General features: G+C 63.1%; 24 protein-coding genes. 14 read left to right on the forward strand and 10 right to left on the reverse strand.

The annotated features are described in order from the left end of the window. Nucleotides 1–2 precede the first annotated feature (2 nt). Nucleotides 3–1,412 (reverse strand): amino acid permease, encoded by a 1,410-nt coding sequence (locus ACMGGN_RS11025; RefSeq protein ID WP_046785499.1) that lies wholly within the window; start codon nt 1,410–1,412, stop codon nt 3–5. A 325-nt stretch (nt 1,413–1,737) separates the two neighbouring features. On the opposite strand from ACMGGN_RS11025, the gene ACMGGN_RS11030 reads away from it, so the two are divergent. The 3 genes from ACMGGN_RS11030 (at nt 1,738) to ACMGGN_RS11040 (ending at nt 6,446) form a co-directional block, all read left to right on the forward strand. Further along, nucleotides 1,738–3,162, forward strand: a complete 1,425-nt coding sequence (locus tag ACMGGN_RS11030) for a PLP-dependent aminotransferase family protein (protein WP_039601970.1) — start codon at nt 1,738–1,740, stop codon at nt 3,160–3,162. Between the two features lie 541 nt (nt 3,163–3,703). Continuing rightward, entirely contained in the window at nt 3,704–5,023 is a 1,320-nt protein-coding gene (locus tag ACMGGN_RS11035; protein WP_414156761.1) for an S-type pyocin domain-containing protein, read from the forward strand. A gap of 880 nt (nt 5,024–5,903) precedes the next feature. Then, nucleotides 5,904–6,446: a WYL domain-containing protein gene (locus tag ACMGGN_RS11040; RefSeq protein WP_251962384.1), complete on the forward strand. Its 543-nt coding sequence runs from the start codon at nt 5,904–5,906 to the stop codon at nt 6,444–6,446. A 16-nt stretch (nt 6,447–6,462) separates the two neighbouring features. Here ACMGGN_RS11040 and ACMGGN_RS11045 read toward each other — a convergent pair whose 3' ends face one another. The 5 genes from ACMGGN_RS11045 to ACMGGN_RS11065 all read right to left on the reverse strand — a co-directional run bounded on the left by ACMGGN_RS11045 (nt 6,463) and on the right by ACMGGN_RS11065 (nt 11,891). Next, complete coding sequence (locus ACMGGN_RS11045; RefSeq protein WP_414156762.1) at nt 6,463–7,197, reverse strand: hypothetical protein; 735 nt, start codon at nt 7,195–7,197, stop codon at nt 6,463–6,465. A 98-nt stretch (nt 7,198–7,295) separates the two neighbouring features. Then, nucleotides 7,296–8,537, reverse strand: a complete 1,242-nt coding sequence (gene codA / locus ACMGGN_RS11050; RefSeq protein ID WP_119688811.1) for a cytosine deaminase — start codon at nt 8,535–8,537, stop codon at nt 7,296–7,298. Between the two features lie 4 nt (nt 8,538–8,541). Then, complete coding sequence (locus ACMGGN_RS11055; RefSeq protein WP_414156763.1) at nt 8,542–9,759, reverse strand: PucR family transcriptional regulator; 1,218 nt, start codon at nt 9,757–9,759, stop codon at nt 8,542–8,544. Then, nucleotides 9,756–11,021, reverse strand: a complete 1,266-nt coding sequence (gene codB / locus ACMGGN_RS11060) for a cytosine permease (protein WP_174141456.1) — start codon at nt 11,019–11,021, stop codon at nt 9,756–9,758. Before codB ends, ACMGGN_RS11055 begins: the two co-directional genes overlap by 4 nt. 240 nt (nt 11,022–11,261) lie before the next feature. Further along, nucleotides 11,262–11,891: a glutathione S-transferase family protein gene (locus tag ACMGGN_RS11065; protein ID WP_174141455.1), complete on the reverse strand. Its 630-nt coding sequence runs from the start codon at nt 11,889–11,891 to the stop codon at nt 11,262–11,264. 146 nt (nt 11,892–12,037) lie between these two features. On the opposite strand from ACMGGN_RS11065, the gene ACMGGN_RS11070 reads away from it, so the two are divergent. The 3 genes from ACMGGN_RS11070 (at nt 12,038) to ACMGGN_RS11080 (ending at nt 14,358) form a co-directional block, all read left to right on the forward strand. Then, nucleotides 12,038–12,559, forward strand: a complete 522-nt coding sequence (locus tag ACMGGN_RS11070; protein WP_174141454.1) for a GNAT family N-acetyltransferase — start codon at nt 12,038–12,040, stop codon at nt 12,557–12,559. Between the two features lie 126 nt (nt 12,560–12,685). Further along, nucleotides 12,686–13,003 carry a DUF2388 domain-containing protein gene (locus ACMGGN_RS11075; protein ID WP_012314094.1) on the forward strand — a complete coding sequence of 106 codons (318 nt, stop codon included), beginning with the start codon at nt 12,686–12,688 and terminating at the stop codon, nt 13,001–13,003. Between the two features lie 122 nt (nt 13,004–13,125). Further along, entirely contained in the window at nt 13,126–14,358 is a 1,233-nt protein-coding gene (locus ACMGGN_RS11080; RefSeq protein ID WP_174141453.1) for a M20/M25/M40 family metallo-hydrolase, read from the forward strand. Nucleotides 14,359–14,414: 56 nt separating this feature from the next. Here the strand turns inward: ACMGGN_RS11080 and glcC are convergent, their stop codons facing one another. Continuing rightward, nucleotides 14,415–15,182: a transcriptional regulator GlcC gene (gene glcC, locus ACMGGN_RS11085; protein WP_115275091.1), complete on the reverse strand. Its 768-nt coding sequence runs from the start codon at nt 15,180–15,182 to the stop codon at nt 14,415–14,417. Between the two features lie 196 nt (nt 15,183–15,378). Between glcC and glcD the strand changes: the two genes are divergently transcribed. The 5 genes from glcD to ACMGGN_RS11110 all read left to right on the forward strand — a co-directional run bounded on the left by glcD (nt 15,379) and on the right by ACMGGN_RS11110 (nt 20,101). Further along, nucleotides 15,379–16,878, forward strand: coding sequence for a glycolate oxidase subunit GlcD (glcD, locus tag ACMGGN_RS11090; RefSeq protein ID WP_046785510.1), 1,500 nt, complete (start codon nt 15,379–15,381; stop codon nt 16,876–16,878). After that, nucleotides 16,878–17,930 carry a glycolate oxidase subunit GlcE gene (gene glcE, locus ACMGGN_RS11095; protein WP_414156764.1) on the forward strand — a complete coding sequence of 351 codons (1,053 nt, stop codon included), beginning with the start codon at nt 16,878–16,880 and terminating at the stop codon, nt 17,928–17,930. Before glcD ends, glcE begins: the two co-directional genes overlap by 1 nt. A gap of 9 nt (nt 17,931–17,939) precedes the next feature. Continuing rightward, a complete protein-coding gene (gene glcF, locus ACMGGN_RS11100) occupies nt 17,940–19,175 on the forward strand; it encodes a glycolate oxidase subunit GlcF (protein WP_414156765.1) in 1,236 nt (411 codons plus the stop codon). After that, a complete protein-coding gene (locus ACMGGN_RS11105) occupies nt 19,168–19,569 on the forward strand; it encodes a heme-binding protein (protein WP_046785513.1) in 402 nt (133 codons plus the stop codon). Before glcF ends, ACMGGN_RS11105 begins: the two co-directional genes overlap by 8 nt. A gap of 193 nt (nt 19,570–19,762) precedes the next feature. Continuing rightward, the gene (locus tag ACMGGN_RS11110) at nt 19,763–20,101 is read left to right on the forward strand and encodes a hypothetical protein (protein ID WP_115275095.1); all 339 of its coding nucleotides are present in this window, start codon (nt 19,763–19,765) and stop codon (nt 20,099–20,101) included. Between the two features lie 232 nt (nt 20,102–20,333). On the opposite strand, the gene ACMGGN_RS11115 is transcribed toward ACMGGN_RS11110, so the two are convergent. After that, nucleotides 20,334–21,344, reverse strand: coding sequence for an AraC family transcriptional regulator ligand-binding domain-containing protein (locus ACMGGN_RS11115; protein ID WP_414156766.1), 1,011 nt, complete (start codon nt 21,342–21,344; stop codon nt 20,334–20,336). Between the two features lie 168 nt (nt 21,345–21,512). On the opposite strand from ACMGGN_RS11115, the gene ACMGGN_RS11120 reads away from it, so the two are divergent. Genes ACMGGN_RS11120 through ACMGGN_RS11130 form a run of 3 tightly spaced genes read left to right on the forward strand, consistent with a single transcriptional unit; the run spans nt 21,513 to nt 24,153 of the window. Further along, nucleotides 21,513–22,697, forward strand: coding sequence for an acetyl-CoA C-acyltransferase family protein (locus ACMGGN_RS11120; RefSeq protein ID WP_281868756.1), 1,185 nt, complete (start codon nt 21,513–21,515; stop codon nt 22,695–22,697). A 13-nt stretch (nt 22,698–22,710) separates the two neighbouring features. After that, on the forward strand, nt 22,711–23,559 hold the full coding sequence (locus ACMGGN_RS11125) for a 3-hydroxybutyryl-CoA dehydrogenase (RefSeq protein ID WP_281868755.1): 849 nt from the start codon (nt 22,711–22,713) through the stop codon (nt 23,557–23,559). Nucleotides 23,560–23,571: 12 nt separating this feature from the next. Further along, nucleotides 23,572–24,153 (forward strand): TetR/AcrR family transcriptional regulator, encoded by a 582-nt coding sequence (locus ACMGGN_RS11130; RefSeq protein ID WP_012314083.1) that lies wholly within the window; start codon nt 23,572–23,574, stop codon nt 24,151–24,153. Nucleotides 24,154–24,189: 36 nt separating this feature from the next. Here the strand turns inward: ACMGGN_RS11130 and ACMGGN_RS11135 are convergent, their stop codons facing one another. Together ACMGGN_RS11135 and ACMGGN_RS11140 are read right to left on the reverse strand one after the other, a co-directional pair. Next, complete coding sequence (locus ACMGGN_RS11135) at nt 24,190–24,831, reverse strand: DUF1109 domain-containing protein (RefSeq protein WP_414156767.1); 642 nt, start codon at nt 24,829–24,831, stop codon at nt 24,190–24,192. After that, on the reverse strand, nt 24,821–25,405 hold the full coding sequence (locus ACMGGN_RS11140) for a sigma-70 family RNA polymerase sigma factor (RefSeq protein WP_414156768.1): 585 nt from the start codon (nt 25,403–25,405) through the stop codon (nt 24,821–24,823). Before ACMGGN_RS11140 ends, ACMGGN_RS11135 begins: the two co-directional genes overlap by 11 nt. Nucleotides 25,406–25,449: the final 44 nt, after the last annotated feature.

Consider the following 25,449-nt stretch of genomic DNA (forward strand, 5'->3'; position numbering starts at 1 on the left):
GCTTAGTGCTTGCGGGCGCTGCGCATCTGGTGCACCACACCCATGGCCACCACGACGGCGGCAGCAATGCCGGTGGAGATCACCAGGATCTGGTAGTCAGGCATGAAGGCCATGGTCACCAGTGCGGCGACGATGAAGGCGATCACCAGGTAGGTCAGCCACGGGAACAGCCACATCTTCAGGCGTACTTCCTTGCCCTCGGCGATCAGCTTGCGGCGCATGCGCAGCTGCGAGAAGGCAATCACCAGGTACACCAGCAAAGCGATCATGCCGGTGGTGTTCATCAGTGTATCGAGCACGTCTTTCGGGCGCAGGGTCTCGCTGAAGTTGATCAGCGCACACACCACGGCCACGGCGCACGAACCGATAATCGCGTTCACCGGTACGCCGGTACCGGCGCGGGTTGTCTTGAAGAACGACGGCGCATCGCCACGCTGTGCCAGCGAGAACAGCATGCGCGAAGCGGTGTAGTGGCCCGAGATCAGGCAGCTGCTCACCGACGTCAGTACCACGAAGTTCATCAACAGCTCGGCATACGGCACACCCAGCAGTTCCAAGGTGCGGCGGTAGGCGCCATAACCGGAAACGCCCAGGTGCGGGTCGTTCCACGGCACCAGGCAGACGATCAGGAAGATCGAGCCGACGTAGAACAGGCATACACGCCACACCACCGAGTTGGTGGCCTTGACGATCTGGGTGGCCGGGTCCTTGGCTTCGGATGCGGCGATGGTGACGATTTCGGCACCGAGGAAGGCGAACATCACGCCAAGCAACGCACCGATCACCGTGGTGATGCCATTGGGCATGAAGCCTTCGGCGGTCAGGTGGGTGATGCCGCGCACTTCACCGAACTGCCAGATGTTCATCACCGCTGCGGTACACACGATCAGGAAGCAGACGATCGCGATCACCTTGATCAACGCGAACCAGAACTCGAACTCGCCGTAGTGCTTGACGTTGAAGAAGTTGACGGTGATCAGCACCAGGGTCGTGGCCAGCACGAACACGTTGACGCTTACATCAGGGAAGAAACCATGCAGGATCTTGCCTGCCACATAAGCTTCCCAGGCCATGAGGATGACCCAGTACCACCAGTACAGCCAGCCGATGGTGAAACCGGCCCAACGGCCAATGGCGCGGTCGGCGTAGGTGGAAAACGAACCGGTGTCGGGCGACGAAGTCGCCATTTCACCCAGCATGCGCATGATCAGTACCACCAGGATGCCGCCTGCCAGGTAGGCCAGGACAGCAGCCGGGCCGGCGCTGTGGATCACGCTGCCGGAGCCGACGAACAAGGCGCCGCCGATAACCCCGGCGATCGACATCATCGTCAGGTGGCGCGACTTGAGCGAGGCACTGAGTTTGCTCTCGTGCCCGCTGTTCGCGGTGGTGGTTGTGGATGTTGCGTCCATCAGTTGTGTACCCCGTGCTTCTTTTTATCCAAGGAAAACTGTAAGACCGCGATGGTCATCGGCCTCACCTGTACATCAGTGCTAATGCGGGCAGGAGGTGTGCTGTTACACACGCAGGCCTTCCATGGCGGCCTGCTGACGCGCCCCTGGGTTTGCCCCTGGAGCGAACTGAACATGCTTTATGTGGCGCTATCTGACACCTAATGTAAAAATGTCCGACACATAGAGCCATGCACAGTGGCATGAAAGTCGCACTGCACTGTACAGGTCGCCGATGCAATACACCCTGCAGGCGCCTGCCGTTACGCACCCTCAAGGCCCCCGAATGCTTGAATTACACCCAGACTCCTCGACGCCGTTGGTCAACCAGATCATCGACGGGCTGCGTGAGCTGATCGACAACCAGACCCTCAAGCCAGGTGCCAAGGTCCCGTCGATCCGCGCGTTTGCCGCGACCTATTCGGTGAGCACCTTCACCGTGGTCGAGGCTTACGACCGCCTGGTCGCCCAGGGGCTGCTGGTGAGCAAGGGCAATGCCGGGTTCTTCGTCAACCGCGCGGCGGCCGAATTGCTGGACAACCACAGCGCCGAGGCCGACGCCAGTCGACCATCGTTCAACTCCGAATGGTACCTGCAGCAGATCTTCGAGACCCGTCAGTTGCCATTCAAACCGGGCTGCGGCTGGCTGCCCAACGACTGGATGTACGAAGAAGGCCTGCGCCGCGGCCTGCGCCAGGTTGCCGGCAGCCCGCTGGAGCTGTCCGGCTATGGCGACCCGATGGGCCTGCCGGAATTGCGCGCGCTGACCGCGCAGAACCTGCAGCAGGAACTGTCGATCGTCGCCAACACCGCCCAGCTGATGCTCACCCACGGTGCCAGCCAGGCTCTGGACCTGGCCGTGCGCACGCTTGTGCGCCCCGGTGACGTGGTGCTGGTGGACGACCCCGGCTACCCCAACCTGATGAGCATCCTGCGCACCCAGGGCGCCACCTTGATCGGCGTGCCGCGCACCCCCAACGGCTACGACCTCAACCACCTCGAGCAGCTGTTGGCGCACCACCGCCCGACGGCTTTCTTCACTCAGCCGCACCTGCACAGCCCGACCTGCTCGCGCACCCCGCTGGCGCAGCTGCACCGCTTGCTGCAACTGGCCAGCCAGCACGGCTTTCGCCTGGTGGAAAACAACCTGTACGCCGACATGGTCGCCGAGCCGCAGCCGTGCCTGGCCAGCCTCGACCACCTGCAGCAGGTGGTGTACGTGGGCAGCTACTCCAAGAGCATTTCGCCCAACGTGCGGGTCGGCTACCTGTTGGCCAACCCGGAACTGGCGCAGAAGCTGCTGCACCTGAAGATGCGCTCGGGCCTGACCACCTCGCAGGTGATGGAGCGTGTGGTGTATGCCGCGATCATCGACGGCCGCTGGCGCAAGCACCTCAAGCGCCTGCGCCAGCGCCTGGCCGAGGCCCACCAGGAAGTTGGCCGGCACCTGCACCGGCTGGGTTTCGAGCTGTTCATCGAGTCGGATGAAGGCATGTATATCTGGACCCGCCACCCGGCCATCCCGGACAGCGCAGCGCTACTGGATGATGCGCTGGAGAAAGGCATCATGCTCGGGCCCGGGCAGTTGTTCATGGTCGATGCCAAGCCGACCGGGTGGATGCGGTTCAACGTGGCGTTCAGTACCGACCCTGCGATGTGGGAGTTGTTGGAGAAGGTGTTGGTGAAGCACGTGCGCCGGGCGGGGATTTAGGGCTCAGGGATTGTGCTGTGGGGCTGCTCGCCGCGGCATTTCCAGCGTCTGCGACAGCGAGCGCCGCGCGCGGCGCTCTATCCGCAGGGTGCTATGAGCAGGCACATCGTGTGTTCACACAATACCTCTGCGTAGGTAAACACCGGGGCCGATAACCACAGCCCTGCTCATGCCTCGCTGCCCAGTCTTCGAACGCACCCTCAGTCGCTGCGGCGCCACTCCCAATGCCTGGGCGAATAAAGTCAGGGCCATGAAAGTGGCCTAAGAACCAATTCCATCTTAGTCTTGGGTGACAACAGTCACATCATATTTCTCTCCAAACCTGCATCACAGGAAAGAGAAATGACTGCCCGCAGAACCATAACAAACCCTGAACTTGACGAAATATACTCCTCCGCGCCTTTTGATTATGACTTCGGAACCTTGCTCTCATGGAAACAGCCTTTCACAATACCAATAACGCCGCCAGACATAACAGCGCTTACTGACAATGCGCTTTTGGAGAGTGCTGAAAGTATTGCGCAGAATGTGATCAACAGCATTGAAACGTCTTCCTGCGGGGGAACCCGGTCTTGCAACCTACTTGGAAAAGCAGTATCTAGACATTGACCAGACTCACAGCGAAACCGCCGGCAAGCTCTTTGCAAAAAAGGCACTGCTCCTGCTTCTTTACAGCGAAATTCGTCGTCAGGCAGGCCAGCACACAGACCTCTACAACGGCATTCATGTTTACGCCCCAAACGACCAGACCTTGGCCCAGTTTTTCGAGGTCACGGCATACGTATACATCGAAGAAGAAAGCGAATTCTTCATAATTGAAGAGGCATTGTACAAACTCGCAATCAGCCTCACTGCCGCCCAAATCGAAATTGTGCTGAAGCGTTGCCTGAAGAAGGTTTTGAGAGAGCTGGAAAAAACTCACCATACAGCAACATCAGTTCTACAAAACAGAAACCAGGAGCGCCCTCACAGCAACACCATCATCCTGACGACGAACCCAACAATTCAATTAGGCACAACCCAAGGCCCCATAGCAATAAGTCGATACATTGAATTCGGACTGAAGTATGCAGGACGTAGACTGATTAACATGGCCGAAGCTGCAGCATTGCGAATTTTCAGACTGGGTATCGGCGGTGTCCTTTACTCCCCCGAACTAGGGAACTCTGACCTGTACCATGATTCGGCCTTGAGCATCCCGGCAGAGCTGCTGATCCCTGACCTACCCGAGAACCTTAATGAGCTTGCTACAACCGAAGGTCTCCTTGAGTCCCCGCTTCGAATCCACACTGACCTCGACACCTACATCCTTACGAGGCATCTGAATACAGCAGATGCAGCGCACCAGATACCCGTGCGCGCCCTCATATTCGATGAAGCGAGTAACAGTTACGTCTCGGCCCCATCAAGGGACTTCCCGATACGACTTACATTCCCCATTCATGTCGCTGGTGGCTCTTCGACCACATCTCCAGGCATACCCGTCAAGCCCAACCCCTATAAGGGTGTAAATCTCGAAACGGCCAGCAGCGCGGCGACGCCCTTCCCCGCAAATGAACCCCAAAATCCCAGAGATTGCATTTACTGCTTCCCGGTAGAGTCTGGCCTGCCGCCGTTATATATCGTATTCAATTCGCCGTATCCCGGCGCTACAACTATAGGCACATACAGCGGCAGGGCCTACAATCCAGACAAAGCAGGCGGGCCTATCGAACGCCTGGACTGGCGAGAAGCCACCTTCACCCAAGCGGGAGTCGACCTTGTAAAATTACACATAAGTCGCTTCGATCCATCTGAAGCTAATGTCGTCATGATAGATAGGCTTGAAAAAATCTTACACGGCAAGATAGCACCTATCTGACACAGACAAGCGATTTGTCACCCATGAACTGAGGGAGCTTGAGCGCTTCCGCGCCCTCGGTATCGCTGATAGAATTCTGCCAAACGATCATGGAGAGGCGTGGAACAACACTCACGCCGCCACTCTAGAAGACTACCAACTTAGCTCAGAAGCCGAACTACTATATACACCAGAGGCTTTGGAAGCAGACCGAAAACAACTTCAAAGAGATTACTAATGAACACCATAGACGACATAGTACAAAACGAAGCACCTAGGGACGTCATTTTATTCCTCACTCGAGGAAACAGCATTTCCCACCCGCAAATAGACAGATTATACGAGCGTAACAACTGGGTTTCTCTTGGCAACTGCCTCGGCCTGATCGATCTAATAAAAAAGATGCACTCCGATGGATTAATAGTACAAAAAGGCGGCGGGTACTCGAAAGGCCCCAAATGGACCCCTCCCCAATTTTTCCTAGAGAAAAAATACAAATTCACTCAGCCTTGAGCACGAGGTCGATGAATGCGACTGCCCTCTAATTAAAAATAGCAACTCTAACAAGTTGAACTGGGCAGCTTGACGTCACAACACGGCGCCGGCTGCCAAATTAGAGCGCGACAACACCGGCACCTTGGCGCCAAAGTCCTTCCCCGCATCCAGCACAACCTCAAGCTGAATAGTGCGCTGCATGGTGATCGCCGGCTTTGGCAGCGGCTGCCTGCCTGCCTGCCTGCCTGCCTGCCTGAGCATGGGGTGGCGCCGAATCGTGAAACAAGTGCACAGGCCACTCATCCTGCTGAACTTGGATCCTATTCACTGAACGGGTATGCTCGCGGCAATAGCCAATTGCCATCATTCAGGCATGCACCACGCCTGAACTTCAAGGACGAGCCCTTTGCCCAGCAACTCTACCCGCCACACGATCGCCCGCCAGTGGCAACTGCTCAAATTGCTGCCCGACCGCCATCCGGGCATGAGCTCCACACAGTTGCAGGCCGCGTTGGCCAAGGTCGGCTACAAGACCAGCAAACGCACGGTGGAACGTGACCTCAATGAGCTTGCGTCGCTGTTCCATTTACGCTGCAACAACAAGGGCATGCCCTACGGCTGGTACTGGCAGCCAGGCCGCAACCTGGGTGAGGCTCAACTGCTGCAGCCGGATGCGCTCTGCCCTGCCCGGCAGATCGAATTGCGCGCCTGGGTGGATGACGCCCTCGCGCGGCGCCTGGAAGACCAGCCCTTGTCAGATGACATGCGCCTGGCCCCGCACGGCAACGGCGGGGCGACCCTGGATGCCACTGTCGACGACAGCCGCGCGTTGATGGGCTGGCTGCTGTCCCAGGCGGGCTCCATACGTGTACAGGCGCCAGAGGCATTGCGCACAGCCGTGATCGAGCAGTTGCGCCAAAGCCTGGCCCTGCACGACGGCGGCCACTAAGCGCCAGGTGACGCCATCAGGAGGGCAATATAGGCTTGCGTGACCGCGCGAGGCAGGCGTAGCCCAGGCCCAGCACACTGAGCCCCAGCACACCAAGCAGCACCATCAGCTCCCGGCTGTAGCGCGCCACCAACGCCGGGAAACCGATGAATTCTCGATACACCTGCACATCCGCCACACCGTCGGCATGGCTGATGCTGATACCCCCCTGGCGGATCTGCGTGTAGTCGGCATCGAAATACACCCACACCTTGCACGCCCGGCCTTGCTCGATGACCGGGATCTCGACCATGGGCGTGGGGGCCTCGTAGAGGGTGTCGTTGCCTGAGCCGTCGCGCACTTGCACCAAACCCTTGGCCGGCAGGCGCACCTTGACCTCGCGCACCTCGGTGTGACCGGTGTTGCGCAGCTCTATGAGCAAGCCGGTACGGTGGTCCACCAACCCGGCCTCGAACGGTTTGGCGAACAGTTGGGCGTAGGGTGCCTGGGCCAGGTCGATCAGCCTGTCGACCTGATCCTGGCTCAGCGCCCCCTGGCCAATGCCGGCGATGCGAGGCTGCAGCCGCTCGTACTTGAGCTGTTCGTTGGTCTTGCTGATGCGCTCGCTGAACTGGCTTGGGTAGGTGAGGTAGGAATAGGTCAGGGAAGCTTCGAGGCGGGCGTTGTCCTTGAGCACCACGTAGGCCACCAGCCAGACCATCAGGCCAAGCAACAGGGCTACGAGCAGTTTCCCGATTTTGTCCCAACTCAACGGTAGGTTTCCTTCTGTCACGGCATGGACGGTTCGGCGGCCACAAAGGGTGCCAAGTTCAGCGTCGCCAGGCAAGCACTCAGTGGCCCCTTCCCGCTTCAGGCGAACCGTTCGACCTGCGCCTGTGTACGGCGCATCAGCACCTTGCCGTGGCGCACCGACACCAGCGCATGGCCCTGGCTGCGCACCATCTCATAGTCGTCCGGCGCCGACAGCAACAAAAGGTTCGCCGGGCGCCCCACCTCGATGCCGTAGCGCTCGCCAAGGTTGAGCGTGCGCGCACTGTTGTCGGTGATCAGGTCCAGGCAACGTTGCAGGTCTTCGTAGCCCAGCATGTGGCAGATGTGCAGCCCTGCCTCGAGTATGCGCAGGATGTTGCCGTTGCCCAGCGGGTACCAGGGGTCGACGATCGAATCCTGGCCGAAGCACACGTTCATGCCTGCCCGGTCGATCTCGGCCACACGCGTCAGCCCGCGGCGTTTGGGGTAGCTGTCGAAGCGCCCCTGCAAGTGGATGCTCTCGGTCGGGCACGAAACGAAATTGATGCCCGACATTTTCAACAGGCGGAACAGTTTGGAGCAGTAGGCATTGTCATAGGAACCCATGGCCGTGGTGTGGCTTGCGGTCACCCGTGCCCCCATCCCGCGCACCCGCGCTTCTTCGGCCAGCACCTCGAGGAAGCGCGACTGCGGGTCGTCGGTCTCGTCGCAATGCACGTCCACCAGGCAGCCCGTACGCTCGGCCAGCTCCATGAGGAATTTCACTGACGACACGCCCTGGTCGCGGGTGTTCTCGAAATGGGGAATGCCGCCGACCACGTCGGCGCCCATCGCTACCGCCTCGGTCATCAACGCACGGCCGTTGGCGTACGACTCGATGCCTTCCTGCGGGAACGCGACGATCTGCAGGTCGATCAGCTCGCGCACCTCCTCACGCACCTCGACCATCGCCTTGAGCGCCGTGAGCTTGGGGTCGGTCACATCCACATGGGTACGCACATGCTGGATGCCATGGTCCACGAGCATGCCGATGGTCTTCTTGGCGCGGGTCTTGATGTCGTCGTGGGTGGTGATTGCCTTGCGCTCGGCCCAGCGCTCGATCCCCTCGAACAGCGTGCCGCTCATGTTCCAGTTCGGCTCACCGGCGGTCAAAGTGGCATCGAGGTGAATGTGCGGCTCGACGAAGGGGGGCACCACCAGGTTCTGTTGGGCGTCCAGGTCGTCGGGGCTGGCGGGCATGACGGCATTGGCCTGGGGCACAATGGCGGCGATACGCTCGCCGTCCAGTTCGATGCGCATCAGGCCGGGCTTACCGCGCAGTCGTGCGTTGATGATGTTCATGGAGTTACTCCTTGCCTTGGGCTTCGGTCATGCGCCATATCAGCATAGCGACCGCAGCGTTCATACGGAAAAGCGGGTCGTCCAGGGACTGCCCGCTCAGTTGCTCGATGCGTTGCATCCGTTGGTTGATGGTGTTGCGGTGCAAACCCAGGCGCTGCCCGGCCTTGAGACCGTTGCCGTTTTCCTTGAGCAGCGCGTCGAGGGTGTGCAGCAGTGCGTTGGGCTGTTTACGCCCGGGGGCGCGCAGCGGGCCGAGGGTCTGGGCGACGAAGTCATCGATCAGCGAACGGTCGACGATGCCCTGCAGCAGGCGCAATACACCGAGCTCGCTGAAGTCGCACAAGCCGGTGGCCGGGCGCAGGTTTTGCGCAACCTCCAGGGCCTGACGCGCCTGGTTGAGGGCTTGGCGGTAATGGCCACAGTCCTCGGCGAGGCTCGACAGGCCCATGAACAGCCCCATCTCACCTGCCTGCGCGGCCAACTGCCGGTGCAGGCCGGCCAAGGCTGCACGCAAGTCCGGGGTATCGGGCAGCAGCAACACGAACAGGTCACCGGCCAGTTGCGCGGTGACCGCGCCGGCCCGGGCCCGGCACCAGGCTTCAAGCCGGTCTTCCAGGGTTTGGCGGGTGTCCTGCCACAGGCGTTCGCCTTTGGCCAGGCCATGCCGCTCGAACAGCCCGTCGACCGCCGACAAGCGCAACGCCACCAAACGCCGCGGCCCGTCCAGGTCGAGCTGCAGGTGCGCGGCCCGCTGGCGGGCGATGGCCAGGCTTGGATAGTCACCGGTCAGCAGTTGCCCGAGGATGTCGTTGCGCGAGCGGCGCACCTGGGCCATCTGTACCAGTGCGGTACCGATCAGGTGGGTGACCACCACCATCTTCAGGGCATAGGGCTGCTCGATCAGTGGCAGCCCCAACTGCTCGGCGCGCTCGATTACCGCGGCCGGAATACACTGGATGAAGGTACCGCCCGTGAGGATCACCATGCCGGCGATACCCACCGCATCGCCGTCTTCGACCAGGCTCAGCAGGTTGCCCTCGCCACGAGGGTGGTTGATGCCGGTGACGAACACCAGCTCACCGCCCATCACCCATTCGGCGATGCCCTCGTTCTCCGCCACGTAGGGCCAGCGCACCCGGCGCTGCAGGTTGCGTGCACCAGCCCGCACGCTCATCTCGTGCAGGCCGGGCAGGTGCAGGATCTCTTCCAGGGCCAGGCTCACGGCTCGGCCCGCGCCTGGCCCAGTGCCCGGCGTCGGCCGCCAAGTTCAAGCAGCACGATGTAGCACAGCGCCGAGGCGCCGATACCCACCAATGGCGCCACCCAGGGCGAGGCATAGGCCGCCAGCGCACCGACCCCATAGGCGAACAGCCCCAGCAGGTTATAGCGCGGCAGGCTGACCGTGGCCAGGGCCGGATACTTGCCACGGTGGCGGTACCAGAAGTCGGCCATGATCACCCCACCCACCGGCGGGATGATCGAACCCAGCAATACCAGGAAGGGAATCAGCAACTCGTACATGCCACCGATCGCCAACACGATGCCCACCCCTGCCGCCACCAGCGTTGCCGTGCGCCGGCGTTCGCTACGCACCAGGTGACACGCTGCGGCGGCAACGTTGTAGATGGTCGGCCCCTGGATGGTCCACAGGTTGAGGCAGAGCATGACCACCGCTGCGAACGACAGCCCCTGCAGCATCATCACCTCGACGATGTCGGCCTGCTGGTAGACCATCGCGCACCATGCGCCGGCCACGACCATCAGCCCGTTGCCGAGCAAAAATGCCACCACACTGGCCGTCACCGCCACCCGCCCGCTGCGCGACAGGCGCGTCCAGTTGGTGGCTTGGGTGGCGCCGCTGGCAAAGGTGCCGAAGACCATGGTCACCGCTGCCGAGAAGGTCATGGTCTCATGCGGCACCAGCGCCGCCAGTTGCTGCAGGCCACCCACGTCGCGGGTGGCGATTACCATGGAGACGATCAACAGGGCGAACATCAGCGGTACCGATACCCGCGACAACAGGTCCAGCCCCTTGAAACCGACCAATGCCGTGATGCTGAAGCCCAACCCGAACAGCACCATCAACGGCACGGTGAAGCCCTCGGCCAGCCCAAGCAGCTTTACCAGCACGATCGCCACAGTGGCCGTGCCCCACGCATACCAGCCCAGTTCGGCGAAACCGAGCAGGAAGTCCGACAGCCGGCTGCCGGCCTCGCCGAAGCAGAAGCGGCCCATCAGTACAGTGTTGAGCCCGCTGCGCGAAGCGATGAACGCCAGCGCGGCGGCGTAAAGGGCCAGCAGCGTGTTGCCGAGGGTGGCGATCCAGAGCATGTCGATGAACCCGAAGGCCATGCCCAGCTTGCCCCCGGCGAACATCGTGCCGGTGAAGAAGGTGAAACTGAACAGGACCATGGCGATTGGCAAAAGGCCCTTGCGGGCGTGCTGCGGCGCCTCGCAAAGCGGGAATTCGGAGGGGGAACTCATTGTCAGGTGCTCCGGGTTTAGGTTGGAGCAGCTAGAGCAATATACGGGCCGCTTTTTGCTGGCCGATGTACGGCGAAATAGCAGGCGCACGGCATGACAAATAGTGTGCAGGTTGCACAGAATGGTCCGTTCTTGATGGTTTTTTATGTGCCTGTTGACTCAATTTGAGGCCGCCGCGCACCAAAGCAGGACGCGGCTGGGTAGTTTTCACCCGGCCGCCCTCAAGTACGACGCGGCCGATCAGACCGGCGCTGTGCGTGGCATCAGTTCATAGGGATGCTTCCAGCCCGGCAGCGCCTGGATACGCGCTTTCCACGCTTCAATATGGGTGAACTGTGCCAACGGGATGCCGGTATCTTCCGGCATGAACACATAGCCCGCCAGCGACAGGTCGGCGATGGTCAGGCGCCCATCGACCATATAGGGCGTTTTCGCCAGGTGCGCATCGACCACCCGGTAAGCAGCCGTGGCGCGCTCGCGAAGAAACTGGGTTACCGGTGTTTCGCCAGCGTTCTTCAGGCAGAAAATGAACCGCAGCGCCGCGTAATAGGCAGTGAACTTGTGGTTGTCGAACAGCATCCAGCGCCAGATTTCGCGCTTTTCGTTGTCATCGCGCGGGCCGAACTGGCCGGTGCGTTCGGCGAGGTATTCAAGGATCAGCGCCGACTGGGTGATCTTCTGGCCCGCATGCTCCAGCACCGGCACCTCGCCCTGCTCGTTGACCTCATCACGCCAGCTTTGCTCACGAGTCTGGCCGTTGAAGAAATCGACGAACACCGGCTGCCAGGCCTGGCCGGTGAGTTCGAGCATGAGGGCAGCTTTATAAGCATTACCGGATTCGGCGAAGCAGTGCAGTTTGTAGTCGGGCATGGTGGTCCTTCATTTTCCCAGGGTCGATGGCGCTGTTGGTGGGGATCGCAAATGGGTCGTCAAGCCGAGCAGACCACGCCCGCTCGACACGGTCAATGCAATACGCGCAAAGTAGAGTGATACCCCCTCATGCCAGGATGGCCCGTATGCCCTACCCCACACTCCCTTGCTCCCTGAGCACCCCGCGCACCCGCCTGGTGCGCCCCGACCCGGCCCTTGCAGCGCAACTGCGCCAGGCCCTGCTCGAAAGCTACACCCTGCACCAACCCTTCCTGGCCTGGGCCAAACCTGACTGGACGCTGCAGGAAGTACGCGAGAGCCTGCAACTGAGTGCCGGTGAATTTCTCGACCCCGCAGCCGAAAAGCGGTACTTCGTGCTGCACGCGGACAGTGACGCAGTCATCGGCTGCATCGGTCTGCGCCCGGGCAACGCAGAGTACGAGGTAGGTTACTGGGCCAGCCAGGCGTTCAGTGGCAAGGGGCTGATGCGCGAAGCATTGACCGGCCTGCTCGATGCCATCGCAACGCCGGTGTGGCTGACCACCGATATCGACAACCAGGCCAGCCAGCGCCTGGCAGAGCGCGCCGGTTTCGTCATAGCCGGCTCCAGGCTCACCGAACTCGATCCGAGCATGCCACGCCCGCTGTATCGACGCTCACCAGCATAAGGGCTGGAAGCTTTGTCAATCCGCGCTCGACGGTAATGTTCCACCAAGGGAACTACCACCCCAGTTGCGCCATCTTACTCACTGAGTGGTATTTCCCTTGGGCTTCACGCTATTGGAGAACACGCTATGCGCCACCTATTCCTCGCACCTGCATTGCTGCTCCTGCTGCCTGCCGGTGCTGCCATGGCCCGCGTCGATGCGGGCGACGTCGCTACCTCGGCCGGTGTATCCGCCTCGCTGTATTCGACTTTCAAGGATGACAAACGGATCATCCCCGCCCGTGACGAGTTGTCTGCATTCGTCGCCAGCGGTGGTGCTATTCGAGGCGCCTACGTGGAATCGGCGCTGGAACAGGCACGCAAGGACAATCCTGGCTTGCAGGCCAGCGATGAAGAGCTGGCTCGAGCCATATTGTCCCAAGACGACCCAATGGCTCACCACTGAGGCCTGTATGACTTTCTCGCGGGCCGCCCCCCGGGGCGTGCCCGCGAAAAGGCTGCATTTGCCCGGGCAGGTACACGCTTGAGGGGCTAGGCTCAACGGTCCACCACGACAAGGAAGAACCGATGCCTTTGCCCCGCCCTCCCCACGCCATCGCCCTGGCGCTTTTGATCGCCTGTACCCAGGCAACCGCTGCCCAACCTTCTCCCCAGGACCTGCTCAAGCAAGCCCAAGGCGAACAGGCAGCCTACCTTGAAACCCTCAAGAGCCTGGTTTCGGTCGACACCGGTACCGGCACCGAGCCCGGCCTTGAACAAGTCAGCGCCGCGCTGGTCCAGCGCCTCGAGGCATTGGGTGCCCAGGTGCAAACCCACTCCGCCAAACCGTCAGTGGGCGACAACATCGTCGGCACCTTCAAAGGTACCGGCAGCAAAGATTTCCTGCTCATGGTCCACTACGACACCGTCTTCGTCCCTGGCACCGTGGCCAAGCGCCCGTTCCGCGTGGATGGCCCACGCGCCTACGGCCCGGGCGTTGCCGACGCCAAGGGTGGCGTGGCGATGATCCTGCATGCACTCAAACTGCTGCAACAGCAAGAGTTCAAGGGTTACCGCACGCTCACCGTGCTGTTCAACCCGGACGAGGAAATGGGTTCGGCCGGGTCGAAACAGATCATCGCCGAACTGGCGCGCAAGCATGACTACGTGTTCTCTTACGAGCCACCGGACAAGGACGCCGTGACGGTCGCCACCAATGGCATCAACCGCCTCAGGCTCGAGGTCAAGGGCCGTGCCTCGCACGCAGGCTCGGCCCCCGAAGAGGGGCGCAACGCGTTGACCGAACTGGCCCACCAGTTGCTCCAGCTCAAAGACCTGGGTGATGCCAGCAAAGGCACCACGGTGAACTGGACCCTGGCCAAAGCCGGCGAAAAGGCCAACATCATCCCGGCATTGGCCACTGCCGAAGCGGACATGCGCTACTCGGACCTGAGCGAGACCGACCGGGTGCAGAGCGACGCTCAGCGCATCGTGAAAAAACTGCTGGTCGCCGATACCCAAGCGACCGTCACCGTCGAAAAAGGCCGCCCACCCCTGGCACGCAATGACGCATCGGCGAAGCTGGCCCAGACTGCCCAGCAGCTGTACGCCAAAGTCGGCCACAAGATTGAGCCGATTGCCATGCGCTTCGGCACCGATGCCGGCTATGCCTACGTACCGGGCAGCGACAAGCCTGCGGTGCTGGAAACCCTGGGCGTGGTCGGCGCGGGGCTGCATGGGGACGATGAGTACATCGAGCTGAACAGTGTGGCGCCGCGCTTGTACTTGACGGTCGCGATGATCCGGCATCTGGCGCAATAAAGGTATTTCTGTCACGACCCTGAGGGCGCCGGCAAACCGGCGCCCTCAGGGTCACTTCACCCCCACCCGTCCATGCGCATGGTCGCCCGCACCAGCCGCTGCTCCTCCTGCTCGATCTCGCGCAAACTGTCGCGAATCCCGTTGATGTGCTCTCGCGCCGCCCGCTGCGCCTGCTCCGGCAATTGCTCCATCACTGCGTGATACAACCGCGCGTGCTGGCGGTCGATCTGGCGCTTCTGCGCGGGGCGGCAATACAGGTTGTTGACCGATGCGAACACCGTGCTCAAGGTCAGGTCGCTGAGCGACTGCAGGGTGTGCACCAGCACCGGGTTGTGCGAGGCCTCGCTGATTGCCCGGTGGAATGCATGGTCGCGGTGGGCGTGCTCACGCGCATCCAGCCCTTCGGGCGCTGCGTGGGCGGCGAGCATGTCTTCGTAGCGACGGCGGATCAGCAGGCGATCAACATCGGTGGCACGCAACGCTGCCAGGCGTGCGGACTCGGCCTCGAGCAGCGCGCGCACTTCCAACAGGTCGAACAAGGTGCGCGGTTGCGAGCTGAACAGGTGCATCAGCGGGGTGACGCCCACCTGCTGCCCGGTCAGGTCGGCGACGAACGAACCGCGCCCCTGCTCGGTGTCGATGATGCCGCGCCCGCGCAGGATGCGCAGGCCTTCACGCAGTGCCGAGCGTGAACAGCCGAGCTTTTCCACCAGGCGTCGCTCCGAAGGCAAGGCCTGCCCCACCTTGAGCACACCCTCGACGATCAACCGTTCGACCCGCTCGGCAACCTGGTCGGCGACCTTGGCCTTGCCTTCAGCAACCATGTGCACCCCCTCAACTGGTAGGACCACTTCCATAGCCTGCGCCAATCTACGCATCCCAACCGGTAAATAACCAGCACCTGCCGGAAAAACTGGTAGGACCAGTGCGCTGCAGGCTCGACCTGAGGCAACGGGGCGCGCAGGCTGCGGGGGTGAACGGTTTACCCACAACAACAAAAACTGCCGTTGAGTGAGCCTGATGAACATTCTCTACGACGAACGGGTCGATGGCGCGCTGCCTGCCGTGGACCAGCCGGCCCTGCTGCAGGCCTTGCGTGAAGCGCTGCCCGACCTTGAGATCCTGCATCGGGGCGAAGACCTCACACCTTACGAATGCGACGGCCTCTCTGCTTACCGCACCGTGCCCCTGATGGTGGTGCTGCCCGAGCGTCTGGAGCAGGTGCAGACGCTGCTCAGGCTCTGCCACCTACGCGGCGTGCCCGTCGTGGCGCGTGGTGCCGGCACGGGCTTGTCAGGCGGCGCATTGCCACTGGCCAAGGGCATCCTGCTGGTCATGGCACGCTTCAACCGCATTCTTGAAGTCAACCCGCAAGGCCGTTTCGCCCGGGTTCAGCCGGGGGTGCGCAACCTGGCCATTTCCCAGGCAGCGGCGCCCTATGGCCTTTACTACGCGCCAGACCCCTCTTCGCAAATCGCCTGCTCCATCGGCGGCAATGTCGCTGAAAACGCCGGAGGCGTGCACTGCCTGAAGTACGGTTTGACCGTACACAACCTGCTCAAGGTGGAGATCCTCACCGTCGAAGGCGAACGCCTGACCTTGGGCAGCGATGCCCTCGACAGCCCAGGCTTCGACCTGCTGGCACTGTTCACCGGTTCCGAAGGCATGCTCGGGATCGTCACCGAAGTGACCGTCAAACTGCTGCCCAAGCCCCAGGTCGCCCGGGTCCTGCTGGCCAGTTTCGACAGCGTGGAAGACGCCGGCCGGGCCGTGGCCGAAATCATTGCTGCCGGGATCATCCCCGGTGGCCTGGAAATGATGGACAACCTGGCGATCCGCGCCGCCGAAGACTTCATCCACGCTGGTTACCCGGTCGAGGCTGCGGCGATCCTTTTGTGCGAACTCGATGGTGTCGAGGCCGACGTGCAGGACGACTGCGAGCGTGTGGCAGCGGTACTGCAGCAGGCCGGCGCACGCGAGGTGCGCCTGGCCTGCGACGAGGCCGAGCGCGTGCGCTTCTGGGCAGGCCGCAAGAACGCATTCCCTGCGGTGGGGCGCATCTCGCCGGACTACTACTGCATGGACGGGACCATCCCGCGCCGCGAACTGCCGCGCGTGCTCAAGGGCATCAGCGAACTGTCCGCGCAGTACGGCCTGCGCGTTGCCAACGTGTTCCACGCCGGCGACGGCAACATGCACCCACTGATCCTGTTCGATGCCAACCTGCCCGGCGAACTGGAACGCGCCGAAGCCATCGGCGGACGCATCCTTGAACTGTGCGTGGCAGTGGGCGGCAGCATCACCGGCGAGCATGGCGTGGGCCGCGAGAAAATCAACCAGATGTGCGCGCAGTTCAACAGCGACGAAATCACCCTGTTCCATGCCGTGAAGGCAGCGTTCGATCCCAAAGGGCTGCTCAACCCGGGCAAGAACATCCCCACCCTGCACCGCTGCGCCGAGTTCGGTGCCATGCATGTGCATCACGGCCAACTGCCCTTCCCTGACCTGGAGCGCTTCTGATGAGCCTGGACCGCGATATGAGCCAGGACCTGCTCGAACAGGTCAACCAGGCCTTGAACCTGAACACCCCGCTGCGCATTCAGGGCAGCAACAGCAAAGCCATGCTGGGGCGCCCGGTGGTCGGGGAGCTCGTCGATACCCGCGGCCACCGCGGCATCGTCAGTTACGACCCGACCGAGCTGGTGCTCACCGCTCGCGCCGGTACGCCACTGCAAGAGATCGAGGCGGCGCTGTTCGAGGCCGGGCAGATGCTGCCATGCGAACCGCCCCACCTCGGCGCCGGGGCGACCCTGGGCGGCATGGTAGCAGCGGGGCTGTCCGGGCCCCGTCGGCCCTGGGCCGGGTCGGTACGCGACTATGTACTCGGCACGCGGGTCATTACCGGCCACGGCAAGCTGCTGCGCTTTGGCGGTGAGGTGATGAAAAACGTCGCCGGTTACGACGTCTCGCGGCTGATGGCCGGCAGCTTCGGCTGCCTGGGCCTGCTGACCGAAGTGTCGCTGAAGGTGCTGCCACGGCCCCGGCAATGCCTGAGCCTGCGCCTGCCGATGGACCGCCATCAGGCCCTGGCCGAACTGGCCGAATGGGGTCAGCAGCCGTTGCCGATCAGCGCAGCCTGCCACGACGGTGAAGCACTGTACCTGCGCCTGGAAGGCGGTGAGGGCTCGGTGCAATCGGCCCGCCAGCGCCTGGGCGGCGACGTGCTCGACAGCCCGTTCTGGAGTGACCTGCGCGAGCAGCGCCTGGCCTTCTTCGAGGGCCCCGAACCGCTGTGGCGCCTATCGGTGCCCATTGCCACCGCCGAACTGGACCTGCCGGGGCGCCAGCTGATCGACTGGGGCGGCGCGCAGCGCTGGCTGAAGTCCAACGCCCCCGCAGCGGCGATCCGCGAGCAGGTGACCAAGGCCGGCGGCCACGCCACCGGCTATGCCCAAGGCGAGCACAGCAGTGCACCACTGCCGGCCGCGCTGATGCGTTATCACCACGCCCTCAAGCGCCAACTCGACCCCCAGGGCTTGTTCAACCCTGGCCGCCTGTACCCGGACCTGTGAGGCCACGCCATGCAAACCAACCTGAGCGACACCGCCAAGCGCCTGGCCCGCGCCGAAGAGGCCGAGAGCATCCTGCGCGCATGCGTGCACTGTGGCTTCTGCACGGCCACCTGCCCCACCTACCAGTTGCTCGGCGATGAACTGGACGGACCGCGCGGGCGCATCTACCTGATCAAGCAAGTGCTCGAAGGTGCGCCGGTCACCGCCAGTACCCAACTGCACCTGGACCGCTGCCTGACCTGCCGCAACTGTGAGACCACCTGCCCGTCAGGGGTCAAATACCATGACCTGCTGGACATCGGCCGCGCCGTGGTCGAGCAGCAAGTGCCCCGCCCGGTCGGCCAGCGCCTGCTGCGCCTAGGTTTGCGCGCAGTGGTGCCGCGCCCGGCGCTGTTCAAGGCGCTGACCCGCGCAGGCCAAACCCTGCGCCCAGTGATGCCGGGCGCACTCAAGAGCAAGTTGCCCGCCCAGGTGGCCTCCCCTGGCAAGCGCCCGGCGGTGCGCCACGCGCGCCGCGTGCTGCTGCTTGAAGGCTGCGTACAGCCGGCCCTGTCACCCAACACCAACGCCGCCACCGCGCGGTTGCTGGACCGCCTGGGCATCAGCGTCGAGCCAGCACGCCAAGCTGGCTGCTGTGGCGCAGTGGATTACCACCTCAGTGCCCAGGAGCAAGGCCTGCAGCGTGCCCGGCGCAACATCGATGCCTGGTGGCCCGCCATCGAAGCGGGTGCCGAAGCCATCGTGCAGACCGCCAGCGGCTGCGGCGCCTTCGTGCGTGACTACGGCCACCTGCTGGAGAAGGATCCGCTTTACGCGGCCAAGGCTGCGCGGGTCAGCGCGCTATCGCGCGACCTGGTGGAAGTGCTGCGCAACGAGCCGGTCGAGCAACTGGGCGTGTGCGCCGAACAACGCCTGGCCTTTCATTGCCCGTGCACCCTGCAGCACGCCCTCAAGCTCGGCGGCCAGGTGGAGAGCCTGCTGGCCCGGCTTGGCTTCACCCTCACCGCAGTGCCCGACGGCCATTTGTGCTGCGGCTCTGCCGGGACCTACTCGCTGACCCAGCCCGAACTGTCGCGGCAACTGCGCGACAACCGACTCAACGCGCTGGAAAGCGGCAAGCCGCAACTCATCGCCACCGCCAACATCGGTTGCCAGACCCACCTCGACGGTGCCGGACGCACACCGGTACGGCACTGGATCGAAATCGTCGAAGCAGCCCTGAACCAGGAGAACAGCCATGCATAGCAAGTCCGTGATCGGCCAGGTCGAAGTTGCCCGCCTGCTTGCAGCCGCCCGCCAGGAGGCCCTGGCGCACCAGTGGAAGGTCACCATCGCGGTGGTCGACGACGGCGGCCATCCGCTTGGCCTGGAGCGCATGGACGGCTGCGCGGCAGCCAGCGCCTACATCGCCGTTGAAAAGGCTCGCAGCTCGGCCTTGGGCCGCAAGGAAACGCGCGATTACGAACAGATGGTCAACGGCGGGCGCACCGCGTTCGTCACCGCGCCGCTGCTGACCAGCCTGGAGGGCGGCGTGCCGTTGCGGGTGGATGGCCAGGTGGTCGGCGCCATCGGTGTATCCGGGGTCAAGCCTGAACAGGATGCCCAGGTGGCCAAGGCCGGGGCGGCGGCCATCACGTAATCCGCGCCTTGACAGCTCCCCGCCAACAGAAGAGCCGGGCCGCGGTTGGCTTTTGCAGGTCGACCGCTTGCAAGCCACCCGACCCCTCTCTACACGTTCAGAAAATTCCTACCCAACCTCTCGGAAGCGTCCTACTTGCCGCGCACCACCATGGAAAACATGATCGGCACTTGTGTCCCAGAGGAAGCTGCGCATGCATCCACACACCCGCACCACTGCCGAGTTGCGCAGCGCCCTGCGCGAGCTGCTGGCCCATGATGTCAGCAACCCTGACGACGACCCGCACTGGTCGGGAGTACTGTTCTTTTGTGCCACCGACGAGCGCACGCGGGGGCTGATCGAACGCATCGAGTTGCTGGCCAGCGAGTTGTTTTTCGACGCATGTGGCCGCCTCATCGCGCACCGCATCCGTGCCATTGGTGTCGAGGGCGTTTGCATCAAGCAAAAGCGCAAGGCGCCAGCCGATGAGACGGTGATCCGCATTGCGCTGCTGGACAAGGGCTATATCACGGTGAGTACCGCACGATTCTGAAGCCAGCAGGCGACTGGGACGCTGCTGCGGTGCCGTTGATTCATGTTTGCCTTGCTTTGTTTTTCTTTTGCTTTTGCTTCTAAGTGCGCGGTATGCCAGGCACCGCCGATTGCGACTTCAGGAGGCCGAGCGCAGGTCTTGCGCAGGGAGGTGACGGGCATGGATGCCCGTCAAGCGCTTCGGCCCATGGCTGGGCCGTGCAGGCGCTGAGGCCGGCCAGGCTGGGCCAACGCTACTGCCCAACCAACCTAGCCCGATATCTCCCCGGGCTTTGCCCCGTCCACTTCTTGAACGCCCGATGAAACGCACTGGGCTCCTGAAACCCCGCCTGCTCGGCGATTTCAGCAATGCTCATCACCCCCTCACGCAAACGCTCGAACGCCATGGCGCGACGCACCTCATCCTTGATCTGCTGATACGAACGCCCTTCGCGCTCCAACTGGCGGCGGAAAGTGCTGGCACTGATCCCCTGCTGCTCAGCCAGGGCCGCCAGGGTCGGCCATTGCCCGTAGCGCCGGGCGCGCAGGTGGCGGTATACCTGGGCCACCAACCCATTCTGGTTGCGAAAGCGGATCACCAGGCCCTGGGGCGCACTACGCAGGAAAGTTTTAAGGCCGGCCAAGTCTTGGACCACCGGCAGACGCAGGTAGGCGCTGTCGAACTCAACCTCGGTGCGCCCGCTACCCAGGCGTAAGTCCGGCCCCCACAGCAGCAGGTCGTCGTCCTGGGCCGGACGCGCCACTGCAAGCTCGGTGCGGTCAATGGCCAGACGGCGCCCGGCCAGCCAGCACAGCAGGCCAACCACCAGCACCAGATAGGTTTCTTCGGCATAAACCCGGGTCAACGGGTCGGCAATGTCCGAGTGCACGCTGATCACCGCGCGCCCGGCGCGCACCGTCAGGCTGCCGCGCAGGTCATGCAGGAACAGGCTGAAATTGCCCAAGCATTGGCGCAGTGCCTTGTCCAGGTTCGGCTCCTGGATAAGGCCGCGGCAGATCAGGGCAAAGCTCCCCAGCGGCATGCCATGGCTGTCGAGGCGAAAGAACTCATCGTCCAGCAGCTGGATCTGCGTCAGCCATAGTTGGGCGAACGCCTTGGCCGGTACGCGGGCCTGTGGCTGATCGAGCAGCGCCGGGTCGATGCCCACCGCACGCAGATGGGCGTCACGCACCAAGGGCTGGTCGCGCAGGGCATGAAACATGGCATTGAGAAAGTACACGGCGACCGAATCGCTATCGCGCATGGCGTTATTCGCTGTCTATGCTGAGTGGCAAAAAGTGCCAGGTTGACTGAACAGATCCGGCATAGGCTGGAACAGGGCCTTTGCCTAGACTCGGACTCAACGAGGGAGCGCCGGCCATTCTCGCAGAGCCTGGCCCGCTCCCGCCATGCCTTCGCAATCGGAGCCTCTATGAGCAGCGCAGAAATCTACGTCGTCAGTGCCGTCCGTTCCGCCATCGGTGGTTTTGGTGGCTCGCTCAAGGACCTGCCGCTGGCAGACCTCGCCACCGCCATCAGCCGCGCCGCCCTCGAGCGCTCGGGCGTAGCCCCAGAGCAGGTCGGCCATGTGGTCATGGGTAATGTCATCCCCACCGAACCACGCGACGCCTACCTGTCGCGGGTCGCCGCGATGAACGCTGGTATCCCTAAGGAAACCCCGGCGTTCAATGTCAACCGCCTGTGCGGTTCGGGCCTTCAGGCCATCGTTTCCGCTACGCAGTGCCTGCTGCTGGGTGATGCCGATGTAGCCCTGGCCGCCGGTGCCGAGTCCATGAGCCGTGGCCCTTACTTGCTGCCACAGGCCCGCTGGGGTGCACGCATGGGCGACCTGCAAGGCATCGACTACACCGTCGGCGTTCTGCAGGACCCGTTCGAACACTTCCACATGGGCATCACGGCGGAAAATGTCGCCGCCAAGCACGGCATCACCCGCCAGATGCAGGATGAACTGGCCATGACCAGCCAGCGCCGCGCCGCCCGTGCCATCGCTGAAGGCCGCTTCGCTAGCCAGATCGTGCCGCTGGAACTGAAAACCCGCAAAGGCACCGTCGAGTTTGCCGTTGACGAACACGTACGCGGCGATGTGACCGCCGAACAGTTGGCCGGCATGAAGACCGTCTTCAAGAAAGACGGCACCGTTACCGCCGGCAACGCCAGCGGCATCAACGACGGCGCTGCCGGCCTGGTGCTGGCGACCGGTGACGCCGTACGCCGCCTGGGCCTCAAGCCGCTGGCGCGCCTGGTAGCCTATGCCCATGCCGGCGTCGAGCCCGAGCTGATGGGCCTGGGGCCTATCCCGGCAACACGCAAAGCGCTGGAAAAGGCCGGCCTGAACATCAGCGACCTGGACGTGATCGAGTCCAATGAAGCCTTCGCCGCCCAAGCCTGTGCCGTAGCCCGCGCGCTGGACTTCGACCCGGAGAAGGTCAACCCGAACGGGTCCGGCATTTCCCTGGGCCACCCGGTGGGTGCCACCGGGGCGATCATCGCCACCAAGGCCATCCATGAACTGCAGCGTGTCCAGGGCCGTTACGCGCTGGCCACCATGTGCATTGGCGGCGGCCAGGGCATCGCCGTCGTCTTCGAGCGCGTCTGAGGGAACTTGCAACATGAGCATTGAACAGATCGCCGTGATCGGCGCCGGCACCATGGGCAACGGCATCGCGCAAGTCTGCGCGGTGGCCGGCTATCAGGTGCTGCTGGTGGATGTCGCCGAGGCCGCACTAGAGCGCGGCGTAGCCACCCTGAGCAAAAACCTGGAGCGCCAGGTCAACAAGGGTACCCTCGATGCCGAGCGTGCCAGCGCAGCCAAAGCGCGCATCCGCACCAGCACCGATTACGCGCAATTGAGCACTACGCAACTGGTGATCGAGGCGGCGACCGAAAACCTGCAGCTCAAGCAACGCATCCTCCAGCAAGTGGCTGCCAACGTGGCGCCCGATTGCCTGATTGCCACCAACACCTCGTCACTGTCGGTGACCCAGCTGGCGGCCAGTATCGAGCACCCTGCGCGGTTCATCGGCGTGCACTTCTTCAACCCGGTGCCGATGATGGCCCTGGTCGAGATCATCCGTGGCCTGCAAACCAGCGACAGCACCTATGCCCAGGCGCTGCTGGTCACCGAGAAGCTCGGCAAGACACCGATCACTGCCGGGAACCGCCCGGGCTTCGTGGTCAACCGCATCCTGGTGCCGATGATCAACGAAGCGATCTTCGTGCGCCAGGAGGGCCTGGCCAGTGCCGAGGACATCGACACCGGCATGCGCCTGGGTTGCAACCAGCCGATCGGCCCGCTGGCGCTGGCCGACCTGATTGGCCTGGACACCTTGCTGGCGATCATGGAAGCCTTCCATGAGGGTTTCAACGACAGCAAGTACCGCCCTGCCCCACTGCTAAAGGAAATGGTCGCGGCCGGCTGGCTGGGGCGCAAGAGCGGCCGCGGCTTCTTCACCTACTGAGGAGCTAACAGCATGCCCCCGGTCAATGCCGCGATGCGCTGTGCCAATTTTGAAGAGCGACGTGACCGGGCCATGGCGCTGTTCGCCGAGAAGGGCTTCGGCCAGGTGAGCATGCGCGAACTGGCGGCACATCTGGGCGTGACCGCAGGTTCGCTGTATCACCACTTCCCGAGCAAGCAGGACTTGCTGTACGACCTGATCGAAGAGTTGTACGAGGAGCTGCAGGCAACCCTGGAGCCTGGCCGCCGCGCTATGGCGCGCGGGGGTTCGGCGTTGGCTTGCCTGATTGCAGCGCACTGGCAACTGCATGCCGAACGGCCCCTGCAGTTTCGCCTGGCCGCCCGGGATTTCTGCTGCCTGAGCGAAGCGCAGCAAACGCGCCTGGCGTTGTTGCGCAAACGTTACGAGACAGGGTTGCTGCGGTTGATCGCACCACAGGCGAAACTGCCCGACGCAGCATTGGCGGCGACGGCGCAGGTGGTGGCGACGTTGCTCAACCAGTTGCCTGGGATGCTGAAGGCTTTGCCTGAGGAACAAGGGTTGGGGTTGATGGAAAGCCTGCTGGTTGGGGGAATTGAGCGAACATTGCGCTAGCCCACCGTATCGCTCGATCAGCCAGGCTCTACATCTTCACCACCTCAACAAACGCGGGCCAAGCACTGCTCCCATCAACGTGGGCACCGACATTCCCAGCACGTACCAGATCCCCCAGAACGGCACCTGCATTTCCGGGCAGTGCAGGCAGTAAACCAAGGTTGCGGTCGCACCGGCGAGCAGGCCCGCGGCTGCGCCAGCCTGGCGCAGCCGCGTCGGTGCCAGGCCACGCAATGCCCAGAACAGGGTGATGAACACCGGCACGCACAGCAGCGTGATGTTCAACGCACAGGTGCGCCAGGTACGCCCAAAGATCAAATCGGCACGGGCTTCGACCGGAGCCCCGAACAGGCTGATCGCTGCTCCCAACCAGACCAGCAGCAACGGTAGCCCGAGCAGTTGCCACACCACTGCGCCGCGTACACCGGGCCTGGCCAGGCGCTGCGTCAACCACAGCCCTAGCAGCGCCAAGCTGGCGGGCAAGGCCAGCTTGGCCCAGAACAGCGGCGTACGCGCCACTTCGGCAAGGTCACTGCGCACGCCATAGACGGCCACCGTCATCAGCACTGCAGCCAGTGTGCCTGCTAGCAACGCCAGCGCCAGGCGCCGTGCCAGCGCATGACGGCCCACCGGCGCTTCACCAGCAGCCAGCAGGGTAATCAGTTCATCAGTCTTCATGCTCTTCACTGCCTCGAATCAGCTTGGCCAGCGCCTTGAGCCCCCGGTGTATCCCCACCTTGACCGCCGAACAGGAAAGCCCGGTGATACGCGCAGTCTCCTCCACCGACAGCCCCTCCAGCTTGACGTGGACAATGGGCAAGCGTTGGCGCGCCGGCAACCGCCCCAACAGCTTGCCCAGATCGCGGCTGGCCTGGGCAGGCGCTTCATCACTGGTGGCGAACAAGTCACTGTCGTCTTCCAGCACCTCGTGCAACGCGTCGTGGTGCGCATAGCGGCGCAGGTAATCTGCCAGCTTGTAACGGGCAATCGCCTGTACCCACGCCGTCAACGGCTGTTGCGGCTGGTAGGTATGACGTGCGTTATGCACGGCCAGCAACACTTCCTGCAGCAAGTCTTCGATTTCGGCCGGGCGCCGCTGCAGCCGCCGCCGCAGAAACCCACGCACATGCAGCGCCAGCGCCGCAAGGAATTCGCGGTAGGCCCGTGCATCGCCCGCCAGCCCGCGCAGCAGCAAGCCCTGCAACTGCGACTCGCGTGCGCCGAGGTGGTCCTGAGAGTTAGTTCGCTGCATGGGGGGCCAAGGTTACACCGTCTGTAGTTTTTTCTTTTATCGAA

Origin of the sequence: Pseudomonas sp. BNK-30 (assembly GCF_047456185.1) — a bacterium.
Taxonomy (GTDB): domain Bacteria; phylum Pseudomonadota; class Gammaproteobacteria; order Pseudomonadales; family Pseudomonadaceae; genus Aquipseudomonas; species Aquipseudomonas putida_E.